We start from the raw sequence: 10,994 nt of genomic DNA on the forward strand, positions 1-10,994 counted from the left end.
AGGGTGCGAACCAGCGCATCCTGGCCGATCATCTCGGCGAAGTTGCTGGGGCGATATTTGCGCGCGAGAACGCGATAGGGCGCCGGCTGATTCATCCGTGTACCATGCCGTGCGCTGGGCGGAATTTAAAGAGGTGGGAGGCTGAACAACGACCCGAACGGAAACTCGTTACGGCTGCTTCCTTCCGGACCTGACCGGGTTGGCGAGGCGCTCGTCCGCCGCCAACCTCCCGGGCCTTATATCAAGCATCGGCCATCGGTTTTCAATGGGTAGGACGGTTGATTCCTTGGCGATTCGGGGGCGATTCGGGGGCCGAATTTCACAATCCCGGGCAATGGACGGGGCGGGCCGGATATGACAGCGTTTCGGCATGCTTAGCCCTGACAATCCGACATCGTCCCCCGCGCCAGCCAAGCGTGAGCGCCCGGTGGGCTTCACCGGCTCCCATCTCGACCGCGCCGGCAATCCGCGCCGCAAGCCCGACTGGCTGGCCGCCCAGCGCCGCCATGCCGAGGCCCGCTTCCTGGTGCTGCGCGAGCTGAAGGCCCTGGTGGATATCAGCCACAAGCCCGCCGCCATCCACTGGCTGGATACCGCCTGGGCCGATGCCCATGCGGCGCTACCCTGCATTTTCCTCGGCCTGGATGAAGACGACATCCCGCATTTTGCGCTGGATGGCGACAAGGACGACAGCACCGCCGCGCTGCATGGCGAGAGCGTGAAATTCATCGATGTGCGCTCGATTGCCGCCCAGCTGACGCCCGAGGAAGCGGCGATCCTGGCCCAGGCGCGCAGCCTGGTGGACTGGCACCAGCGCCACGGTTTCTGCGCCCAGTGCGGCAGCGCCACCGAGATGGGCGAGGCCGGCTATGTGCGCCGCTGCACCAGCCTGTCGTGCAATGCCTCGCATTTCCCGCGCACCGACCCCGTCGTCATCATGCTGGCGGTGCGGCGTGACGCAAAGACCGGCGAAGATATGGTGCTGCTCGGCCGGCAGGGCCGCATGGCGCCGGGCATGTATTCGGCGCTGGCCGGTTTCATGGAGCCGGGCGAAAGCATCGAGGAAGCCGTGCGCCGCGAGATCATGGAAGAATCCGGCGTGATCACCGGTGCGGTGCGCTACCTGATCTCGCAGCCCTGGCCCTTCCCCTCCTCGCTGATGATCGGCTGCATTGCCGAGGCGCTGGATGCCGAGATCACCGTGGACCATGACGAGCTGGAAGACGCGCGCTGGTTCAGCCGCACAGAAGCGGCCGCCATGCTGGAGCGCGGCAAGCAGCGCCTGCCGACGACCGAGACCAGCCCCGACGATCCGCCGTGGATGCCGCCGCCGCTGAGTCTCGCACATCAAATTGCCAAGCGGTGGCTGGCCGGGGCGTGATGCAGCCGCATCTGCTGGCCGAGATCGACAGCTATCACGCGCATGTCTATTTCGACGGCGCGGCGGAGCGCGAGACGGCCGCCTGGATCAGGGAGCGCGTCGCCGAGCGTTTCAGCGTTCAGCTCGGCCGCTGGCATGACGCACTGGTGGGGCCGCATAGCCGGCCGATGTACCAGATCGCCTTTGCCGTCGATGTGTTTCCGCAGATCGTGCCCTGGCTGATGATCAACCGGCAGGGCTTAAGCGTGCTGGTGCATCCCAACACGCTGAGCCCCCATGACGACCATCTGGTGCATGCGCTGTGGCTGGGCGCGGCGCTGGCGATCAATGGCGCGATGCTGCCGCGCCGGATCGAGACGCATGACAGCCTGATCGACCCGATCAGGCCGAATACAGAGCCGACGCTGAAGGCTTAAGCCGCCAGCCAGCGCCGCACATTCTGCTTGATGAATTCCGCATCCGGCGGGTTCAGCGCCGGATTGCCGGCGCGATGGCCCCAGATGCTGGGGATCGGCTTAAGCTCGGCCGATTGCAGCAGCGGCAGTTCGGCTTCGTTGTCGGCGACGCGGAAATACAGATCGGTCGCGCCCGGCATCAGCAGCACCTTGGCTTTGATCGCCTGCAGCGCCTTGGTCAGGTCGCCGCCATAGAGCAGGCTGCTGATATCGCCGGCATCCCAGGTGCGCAGCTGCGCATAAAGATCAGCCGCGTTGCGCCGCGCGTAACGCTCTTCCCAGTCGGTGCGATAGTAGGTTTCCAGATCCGGCGCCTTCAATGCCGTGACATGCAGATTGGCGCGGTAGAAATCCTGGCTGAGCGCCCAGCTGGCATAAATGCGGCCGAAGGCGCGGATCGCGGCTTTCGGCGGCGCACTGAACCGCCCGTTGCCGGTATGCTCGGGTGCTGCTTCCAGCGTGGCCATCAGGCTGGCGAGGAAGATTTTGTTGTGAACTGCCGTGCGCGCGCTGCCGCAATTGACCACGATGCGCTGCACGGCATCGGGGAAATCGGCCGCCCAGTGATAGGCCTGCTGTGCGCCCATCGACCAGCCATAGACGGCATGCAGCCTGTCGATGCCGAACTGCTGTTGCAGCAGGCGCCGCTGCGCCGCCACGTTGTCATGGGCGGTGACGAGAACCGGATAGTCCGGCGTGTTGGACGGGCTGGAGGACAGCCCGTTGCCGAACATGTCGGGGATGACGATGAACCACTGCTGCGGATCGAGCACGCCATCGGGCCCGATCAGCCATTCGAGATCGGGGTGCTGCGCCGAATAGCTGGTGGGATAGAGCACCACATTGTCGCGCGCGGCATTCAGCGTGCCATGGGTCTTCCAGCTGATGAAGGCGGATGTGATGGTCTCGCCCGACTGGGTCTTGAGATCGCCGAGATCGAAACGTCCGGCCGCTGTCGCCCAGGTCATCAGTGTTTTCCCAACATGGAGAGGATTTTGCGTGCGGCTGCCGCCGGCGTGGTCTTGCCGGCGCCGACCGCCTTCTGAAGTTTCGGCAGCTCACCGGCAATGGCGGGATCGTGGCGCAGCCAGTCAAGCAGGCCATCCTGCAATTCGCGCAGCAGCCAGCCTTCGGCCTGGTGCCGGCGCTGGGCCTGGAAGGTGCCGGCGGCGTCGAGCTTGCTGCGGAAATCTTCAATCGTGGCCCAGACCGTGTCGATGCCCTCATTCAGCAGCGCCGAGACCATCTGCACCTGCGGCTGCCATTCGGTATGGCGCGGCCGCATCAGATGCAGGGCCATGCGGTAATCGGCGGCTGCCAGCCGCGCCTTGGGCAGCAGGTCGCCATCGGCCTTGTTGATGATGACCAGATCGGCCAATTCCATGATGCCGCGCTTGATCCCCTGCAGATCGTCGCCGCCACCCGGCGCCAGCAGCAGCAGGAACATGTCGACCATTTCGGCCACCGTGGTTTCCGACTGGCCGACGCCGACGGTTTCCACCAGCACGACATCGAAGCCGGCGGCCTCACAGAGCAGCATGGCCTCGCGCGTGCGCCGCGCCACGCCGCCGAGCGACCCGCCCGAGGGCGATGGCCGGATGAAGGCATTGGCGTCGCGGCCGAGCTGTTCCATGCGGGTCTTGTCGCCGAGGATCGAACCACCCGACAAGGTGGAGGACGGATCGATGGCGAGCACCGCAACCTTTTTGCCCTGCCCAGTGAGGAACAGGCCGAAGCGTTCGATGAAGCTGGATTTGCCCACGCCCGGCGTGCCGGAAATGCCGAGCCGGATCGCCTTGCCGGTCGCCGGCAGGATTGCCTGCAGCAGCGTTTCGGCGGCGGCGCGATCCTGCGCATGGCGCGACTCGACCAGCGTGATGGCCCGGGCGAGCGCGCGGCGGTCGTGGCTGAGCAGCTGCTCGGCAAGCTGGGCGGGATCGGTGCTGCGACGCGCGGACATGGCGCGACCTTAGCGAAGCCTTGGCGCCGATGCCACAGGCAGTGCCCTAGAAGGCCTTGATATTGAACAGGGCGGCAATCTTCTGATGCAGCTGCGCCGCCGAGAAGGGCTTGGCGATATAGGCATCGACCTGATGCTGGCGGGCGGTGAGCACGAATTCCTTGCCGGCATTGCTGGTCAGCATCAGGAAGCGCGCCTTGGTGCCGCTGACCCGCACATGCTTGAGCAGGTCCAGCCCGCTGACATTGGGCATGTTCCAGTCGGAAATGATCAGGTCGTAATGGCCGCGCTTTTCGGTGAACAGCTCAATGGCCGCGGCGCCATCGGCGGCGAGGTCGAGCCGGTCGACACCGAACTGCTTGAGCATCATCTGGGTCAGGCGCTGGGAATAGGAATCGTCCTCCACCAGCAGCACCCAGAGATCCTTGAAGGCGGTCATGATGCGACACCACTGGCTGCCGGGGCGAACTGTTCCAGATCGGCGCGCCGGCTGGCCAGCCATTCGCAGCCGCTGCGCAGCTCGGCATCCAGGCTGGTCATCAGCGGGCCGAGCGCAGTGAGATCGCCGCTGCGCGCCGCCACCTCGACCCGGCGCGCGGTCTGTTGCAGGCGGTTGAGCCCCAGGCTGCCGCCGGGGCCGCGCAGGCTGTGCGCCCGCGTTGCCAGCCGGGCCCAGTCGCCGGCGGCATGGGCGCGGTGCAGCTCGGCCTGCTGCTCGGGCATCATCACGAAGAACAGGTCGATCAGTTCGGCCAGGCCCTGCAGCCCGACACCATCGGCCAGCGCCTGCAGCGCCTGCGGATCGACCACCGGGCCGCTGTCGCGCCTGTCCTCATCCTCCAGCACCGCACTGGGCGCTCCGGCATCCTCGGCCAGCAGGCCGAGCGCGCGGCGGATCGCCAGGTCGAGGGCCTCGGGGTTGATCGGCTTGCCGACGAAATCGTTCATGCCGGCATTCAGGCAGTTGCGCACGCCTTCCACGCTCATGCTGGAGGTCACCGCGATGATGCTGATCTGGCCGCGCGGCGCCGGCAGGGCGCGGATCGCCCGGGTGGCAGCGATGCCGTCCATCACCGGCATATGCACATCGGTCAGCAGCAGGTCGAATGCCTGCTGCATCACCGCATCAAGCGCCGCCTGGCCGTCTTCCACCAGGGTGATGTCATGGCCGCCCGATGTCAGCAGGCCGGTGATGACGCGCTGGTTCACCGGATTGTCCTCGGCGATCAGGATGCGCAGGCGCGGCAGCGGTGCCAGGTCCACGGCCGGGCCGCGCTCGACAGGCTGCACGCCCTCGGCCAGCGTCAGGCGGAACCAGAAGACGCTGCCCGCGCCGGGTACGCTGTCGACGCCGATCTCGCCACCCATCGCCTGCACCAGTGCGCGGCAGATTGCCAGGCCAAGCCCGGTGCCGCCGAAACGCCGCGTGATGGAAGAATCGGCCTGCGAGAAATGCGCGAACAGGCGGTCGCGCTGGTCGGGCGCGATGCCGATGCCGGTGTCGCGCACCTCGAACCGCAGCGCCATCCTGCCATCGTCGCCGCCCGGTTCGCGCAGCACCGCGATCTCGACATGGCCGCGTTCGGTGAACTTGACCGCATTGGACAGCAGGTTGAGCAGCACCTGGCGCAGGCGGTTGGGATCGCCGCGCAGGAATTGCGGCACATCGGGGCCGAAACGGTCGCGCAGCGCGATACCCTTCTCGCCGGCGCGCGAGCCCAGCAGCGCGATGGCGGCGACAATCTGGGCCGGCAGGTCGAAGTCGATCTCCTCCAGGTCGATACGGCCCGATTCCAGTTTCGAGAAATCGAGAATGTCGTTGAGAATGCCGAGCAGGCTTTCGCCCGACTGCAGGACGGTGCCGGCGAGGTTGCGCTGCTCGGCATCCAGCGGCGTCTTCAGCAGCAGGCGGGTGAGGCCGAGCACGCCATTCATCGGCGTGCGGATTTCATGGCTCATCATGGCAAGGAATTCCGACTTCGCCTTGGTGGCGGCCTCGGCCTGCAGCCTGGCATCCTGCAGCGCCCGCTTGGACTTGGTGCGGGCAGCAAGCGCGGCGATCGCCGAACGCGTCATCAGCAGCACGGCAAACATCAGACAGAGGAAATGCAGCAGGATCTGCTCCTGCCGCGGCACCTCGAAGGCCGGCACAAGATGGAGCAGGTGGCAGGCCAGCAGTACGATGAAATTGAGCGAGGCCATGGCGGCGACCCAGGCGATCACCCGGACACTGCTGGTCAGCATGGTGAGTGCCAGGCCTAGCACGCTGAACAGCGCGAAAGACGAGGCCAGGCCGCCGGTGCCGAGCGTGAGGATGGTGTTGCCCACGCCGCCGTTCAGCGCCATGAAGCCGATGGCGAGCGCGATATTGCCGGTGACGCGGATCAGCAGGGCGCCAAGCAACGGCCCGCCGATCATCGAGATGAAGCCGGCGATCTCCCAGCCGGTCAGCCCCGAGCGGATCAGCAGATAGGGCGGGATCAGCAGCAGCGCGATACAGACCGAGAGGCTGAGCTGCACGATGCTGCGATAGCGATGCAGCTTGCGCGGATCGCCCTCGCGCAGCACGGCAGGCGGCACGAAAAAGTCCACGGCGCGGGCGAAACCGCCGCGCGCGGTATCTTTTGACGCGGATGATGCAGCGTCCGGTTCCAGGCGTGCCCCCATGCTATCGGGCCGACGCTAGCAAAGGGCGGTCGGTGACGCCAATGAATTACAACCAAAAAGTGCAATCCGGACATGAAATACGGCGAATCGGGTAGTCTGTGATTGACAGGGACTCCCCGGGATTCGTATTCCGGTATCACCCATGGCGAATCGGCCCGACGACCACAGCGCGCCCGACTCCTTCCTGCCGGCACAGCCCCGCACGGATCGCAGCACTGCGGCCGCGCGGCTGGAACAGGCCCGCGCCGACCTGTCGCGCACTGCGCGGGCGACGGCGGCATCCCAGGGTTCCGCCGAGCCAGCTGTCACGCCGCCCATCGCCTTCGATTCCGCGGCCGTGGCCGCACGCATCGACCTGATGCGCGGCCGCTTTGCCAAGGCGCGCGAAGACGCCGTGTCCGCCCTGCTGTTCCTCAGTGATGCGCAGCAGGATTGCGATGCCCTCGCCGAGGCGGCAGCAGCCAATCGCTGGGCGCTGATGGCCAGCGGCATCACGCTGCTGAGCCAGTCGCTGCGCCGGGCCCTGCCGGCCGAGGCACGCCATCTGGATCTGATCGGCCTGCTGATCGACGCGCTCTATGCGCTCCGCCGGGCCGAAACCCGCCCCGATATGGGCCGGGCGGGCGAAGACCTGCTGCGCGGCCTGCGGCTGGCCGTGGGTCGCGAACTCAGCACCACCGACGCCTGAGTCCGGCTTGCCCTGACGTCCCGGGCCGGGCACAAACCGGCCCCGGCTCTCCGCCTACGGCCGAATTTGCCGTATTCCCGCGCGAAAATACGCCTCGGAAAAGTCGCGATACAGGCTTAAAATTGCAGTTATGCGCAAGCTGGTTACATCCGTGATCCTGCCGCTGCTGTTCGTGCCCGCACTGCCCCTGCAGGCACAGACCCCGGCGCCGATGCTTGCCAGCGTCCTCCCCGTTCCACATGCCAGCCCCCCAGGCGAAAGCCTGCAGCGCGCCACCATCGATTTCGGCCTCTACGCGCTGGGCAGCAAGGGCATGGAAATGCGCCTGACCATGCAGCGCAATGCCGATGACCTGCAGGTCGAGATCGGCATGCGTACCGCCGGCATGCTGGACTGGGCGATGCGCATGACCATGACCGGCCTGTCGGCCGCACGTGTGGCCCAGGATGGCCGCCTGCTGCCGGTGCGCTACACCACCGACAGCGATGGCACCTGGTCGAAGCGGGTGACGCGCATGGTCTGGGGCGCCGATGGCCTGCCGGTCGCCGAAGTGTCTCCGCCCAATGACGAGGATGACCGCGAAGAGGTGCCCGACCTGCTGAAGCGCGACACGCTGGACCCGACCACGGCGATGGTGTCGCGGGTGCTGCGTGGCGGCGCGACACCGCCCTGCGAGGGCAGCGAGGCGATCTATGATGGCCGGCGGCGCTACAACATGCATTTCACGCCGCTGGGGCCGGATGTCGTGAAGCCGCATAACCGCACGGCCTATAGCGGGCCAGCCTTCAAATGCATGGTGAAGCTGGAACCGGTGGCCGGCTATACCCGCAAATACCTGGCCGAATGGAGCGCCAAGGACGAGCAGCCCACCTATGTCTGGCTGGTGCAGCCGGCCGGTTTCGATGCCTGGCTGCCGGTGCAGATGGAGGGCAGCTCGCGCTTTGCCAGCGCCAGCACCTGGATCAGCAGCGCGTCCCTCAATGGCCGCACCTGGCTCGAGCCGGTCGGCTTCATCCGCACCGAACTCCCCCGCGACAGCACGAACTGAACCCACACAATGGCTCGCAAAATCCTGGTTGCCGACGACGCCACCAGCGGACAGGCAGTGTTTGAAAAGCTGCTGACCGCGCTGGGCTATGAACCGGTCTTCGCCCAGGATGGCCGCGATGCCATCAACCTGTTCATCGAATTGCCCGAGATCGCCGCCATCCTGATGGATATCCGCATGCCCGGGCTCAACGGCATCAAGGCCACCCAGGAAATCCGCCTGGCCTGCGGCCCGCGCGGCATGAAGGTGCCGATCATCGCCATCACGGCCGCCGACGGGATCGAGGTGCGGCGGGAATGCCTGTCCAGCGGGATGAACGAGGTGCTGGTCAAGCCGCTCGACCCCCGCAAGCTGGTCGAGACTTTGCGGCGATTTATAAACTAAGTATTTGATTCATATAATATAAATATGGATTTAGTCCTGCCCGGGCTTGACCCGGGCATCTTTCTCCATTCTGGCTGAGGCCCCCGGATCAAGTCCGGGGGCTGCGGCGGGAGGCCCGGCGGGCCTCCCGCCTTGACTTCCCCGCCCCGAAAGGCTTTATTCCGCCCGCTTTCTGAAGCTTTGGAAGCAATCCGGTCCGAGGACCGCCGTCCGTCCGCGAGTGTCGCGCACGGGCGTCGTTTCGTTTTGGACCTTTTGAGAGGTTTTTCAGGGTCGGCATGTTCGAATCTCTGAGCGGCAAACTGGGGGAAGTCTTCGAGCGGCTGCGCAAGCGCGGCGCGCTGTCGGAGTCTGATGTCTCGGAAGCGCTGCGCGAGGTTCGCGTCGCCCTGCTGGAAGCCGACGTGGCCCTGCCCGTCGTGAAGGCCTTCATCGATGGCGTGAAGTCCAAGGCCGTCGGCCAGGATGTGCTGCGCTCGGTGACGCCGGGCCAGATGGTCATCAAGATCGTCCACGACCATCTCGTCGAGATGCTGGGCGGCGAGGCCGGTACTGAGGATGAGTCGGGCATCAACCTGAATGCCGTGCCGCCGGTGCCCGTGCTGATGGTCGGCCTGCAGGGTTCGGGCAAGACCACCAGCACGGCGAAGATCGCGCTGCGCCTGATGACCAAGGAGCGCAAGAAGGTGCTGATGGCGTCGCTCGACGTCTATCGCCCCGCTGCGCAGGAACAGCTGAAGATTCTGGGCGAGCAGAACAATATCCCGGTGCTGCCGGTCGTCGCCGGCCAGATGCCGGTCGATATCGCCAAGCGCGCGCTGCAGGCCGCCAAGCTCGGCGGCTATGACGTGCTGATGCTGGATACCGCCGGCCGTCTGCATATCGACGAAACCCTGATGCTGGAAGTGGCTGCCGTGCGCGACGCCGTCCAGCCGCATGAGACGCTGCTGGTGGCCGACTCGTTGACTGGCCAGGACGCGGTGAATGTCGCGAAAAGCTTCAACGAGCGTGTCGGCGTCACCGGTATCGTGCTGACCCGCGTGGATGGCGATGGCCGCGGCGGTGCGGCCCTTTCGATGCGCGCCGTCACCGGCAAGCCGATCAAGCTGATCGGCGTCGGCGAAAAGGTCGATGCCATCGAGCCGTTCCATCCGGCCCGTATCGCGCAGCGTATCCTCGGCATGGGCGACATCGTGTCGCTGGTGGAAAAAGCCGCCGAGACGATCGAAAAGGAAGAGGCCGAACGGCTGGCTGCCCGCGTGCAGAAGGGCCAGTTCGACCTCAACGACATGGCCAGCCAGCTGAAGCAGCTGCGCAAGATGGGCGGCATGTCGGGCGTGATGAACCTGCTGCCCGGCGTGGGCAAGGTGAAGCAGCAGATGGCGGCTGCCAATGTCGATGAAAGCGTGCTCAAGCGTCAGGAAGCCATCATCGGCTCGATGACCAGGGACGAACGCACGAATCCCAAGGTGATCCACGCCTCGCGCAAGAAGCGTATCGCGGCGGGCTCGGGTACTTCGGTGCAGGACGTCAACAAGCTGCTGAAGCAGCATCTGCAGATGGCCGACATGATGAAGCGCATGTCGAAGCTGGGGCAGAAAGGTTTCATGCGCAGCATGGGCTCAATGCTGCCGGGGATGCCCGGCATGCCCAAGCTGCACTGATAGAGTTTGCGTATTCAGGTATTCAGAGTTTCAACAGTTCGAAGAAAGGAAGACCATGTCCGTTAAGATCCGCATGACCCGCGGTGGCGCCAAGAAGCGTCCCTATTACCGCATCGTCGTTGCCGACTCGCGCAGCCCGCGCGATGGCCGTTTCATCGAGAAGATCGGTTCCTATGATCCGATGCTGCCGAAGGACCGCGAGCGCGTGCAGCTCGACGTCGAGCGTTGCAAGTACTGGCTGAGCCAGGGTGCAACCCCGTCCGACCGCGTCGCCCGTTTCTTCGACAAGGCCGGCCTGGTGAAGTGGGCGCACGGCAACAACCCGGAAAAGGGCAAGCCGAAGGCGAAGGCCCAGGAGCGCATCAAGGCTGCTGAGGAAGCTGCCAAGGCCGCTGCCGAGAAGCCGGCTGAAGAAGCCGCTGCCAGTTAAGGCATGAGCAGCACTCTTCTGCTGGGGGTCATCATCGGCGCGCAGGGCGTCCGCGGCGAGGTGAAGGTGAAAACCTTTACCGCCGACCCGGAATCGCTGGGGGATTATGGTCCCCTGCAGGATGCCGGTGCGACGAAGACCTATCCGCTGAAGGTGCTGCGCCTGTCGAAAGGTGACGTCGTGATTGCGCGTATCAAGGGCGTCGAGGACCGCAATGCGGCCGAGGCGATGAAGGGCACCGAGCTGTATGTCCAGCGCGCTGCCCTGCCCCAGGCCGGCGATGGCGAGTTCTACTTCGCCGATCTGGTGGGCCTGAC

The 10,994-nt window shown here is 65.7% G+C and carries 12 protein-coding genes and 1 other RNA gene; 8 read left to right on the plus strand and 5 right to left on the minus strand.

Annotated elements, in window-relative coordinates; translation table 11 throughout:
• Positions 1–132: 132 nt before the first annotated feature.
• Positions 133–231, minus strand: an RNA gene (ffs, locus tag AAG799_RS20175) — signal recognition particle sRNA small type.
• 139 nt (positions 232–370) lie between these two features.
• On the opposite strand from ffs, the gene nudC reads away from it, so the two are divergent.
• Both nudC and AAG799_RS20185 read left to right on the plus strand, forming a co-directional pair.
• Positions 371–1,381, plus strand: coding sequence for an NAD(+) diphosphatase (gene nudC / locus AAG799_RS20180; RefSeq protein WP_341898683.1), 1,011 nt, complete (start codon positions 371–373; stop codon positions 1,379–1,381).
• A complete protein-coding gene (locus AAG799_RS20185; RefSeq protein ID WP_341898699.1) occupies positions 1,381–1,797 on the plus strand; it encodes a DOPA 4,5-dioxygenase family protein in 417 nt (138 codons plus the stop codon). The genes nudC and AAG799_RS20185 overlap by 1 nt, the downstream gene beginning before the upstream one ends.
• On the opposite strand, the gene AAG799_RS20190 is transcribed toward AAG799_RS20185, so the two are convergent.
• From AAG799_RS20190 to AAG799_RS20205, 4 genes are read right to left on the minus strand one after another with little or no spacing between them, the layout of a single operon-like run.
• Complete coding sequence (locus AAG799_RS20190; protein ID WP_341898684.1) at positions 1,794–2,804, minus strand: alpha/beta fold hydrolase; 1,011 nt, start codon at positions 2,802–2,804, stop codon at positions 1,794–1,796. The two genes, AAG799_RS20185 and AAG799_RS20190, sit on opposite strands and share 4 nt — an antisense overlap.
• The gene (gene meaB, locus AAG799_RS20195) at positions 2,804–3,796 is read right to left on the minus strand and encodes a methylmalonyl Co-A mutase-associated GTPase MeaB (RefSeq protein WP_341898685.1); all 993 of its coding nucleotides are present in this window, start codon (positions 3,794–3,796) and stop codon (positions 2,804–2,806) included. The genes AAG799_RS20190 and meaB overlap by 1 nt, the downstream gene beginning before the upstream one ends.
• Before the next feature lie 46 nt (positions 3,797–3,842).
• A complete protein-coding gene (locus tag AAG799_RS20200; protein ID WP_341898687.1) occupies positions 3,843–4,235 on the minus strand; it encodes a response regulator in 393 nt (130 codons plus the stop codon).
• The gene (locus AAG799_RS20205; protein ID WP_341898689.1) at positions 4,232–6,463 is read right to left on the minus strand and encodes an ATP-binding protein; all 2,232 of its coding nucleotides are present in this window, start codon (positions 6,461–6,463) and stop codon (positions 4,232–4,234) included. Before AAG799_RS20205 ends, AAG799_RS20200 begins: the two co-directional genes overlap by 4 nt.
• Positions 6,464–6,605: 142 nt before the next feature.
• Here AAG799_RS20205 and AAG799_RS20210 point away from each other — a divergent pair, with 142 nt between their 5' ends.
• The 6 genes from AAG799_RS20210 to rimM all read left to right on the plus strand — a co-directional run.
• The gene (locus AAG799_RS20210) at positions 6,606–7,151 is read left to right on the plus strand and encodes a hypothetical protein (RefSeq protein ID WP_341898691.1); all 546 of its coding nucleotides are present in this window, start codon (positions 6,606–6,608) and stop codon (positions 7,149–7,151) included.
• A 130-nt stretch (positions 7,152–7,281) separates the two neighbouring features.
• Positions 7,282–8,199, plus strand: a complete 918-nt coding sequence (locus AAG799_RS20215; RefSeq protein ID WP_341898693.1) for a DUF3108 domain-containing protein — start codon at positions 7,282–7,284, stop codon at positions 8,197–8,199.
• A gap of 9 nt (positions 8,200–8,208) precedes the next feature.
• On the plus strand, positions 8,209–8,583 hold the full coding sequence (locus AAG799_RS20220) for a response regulator (protein WP_341898694.1): 375 nt from the start codon (positions 8,209–8,211) through the stop codon (positions 8,581–8,583).
• A 278-nt stretch (positions 8,584–8,861) separates the two neighbouring features.
• Positions 8,862–10,247, plus strand: a complete 1,386-nt coding sequence (ffh, locus tag AAG799_RS20225) for a signal recognition particle protein (RefSeq protein ID WP_341898695.1) — start codon at positions 8,862–8,864, stop codon at positions 10,245–10,247.
• 55 nt (positions 10,248–10,302) lie between these two features.
• On the plus strand, positions 10,303–10,677 hold the full coding sequence (gene rpsP / locus AAG799_RS20230; RefSeq protein WP_341898697.1) for a 30S ribosomal protein S16: 375 nt from the start codon (positions 10,303–10,305) through the stop codon (positions 10,675–10,677).
• 3 nt (positions 10,678–10,680) lie between these two features.
• Positions 10,681–10,994: ribosome maturation factor RimM (gene rimM, locus AAG799_RS20235; protein WP_341898698.1), on the plus strand; the 314-nt coding region annotated here is incomplete at its 3' end.

The organism is Ferrovibrio terrae (genome assembly GCF_943371255.1).
In the GTDB taxonomy this organism is placed as follows: Bacteria; Pseudomonadota; Alphaproteobacteria; order Ferrovibrionales; family Ferrovibrionaceae; genus Ferrovibrio; species Ferrovibrio terrae_B.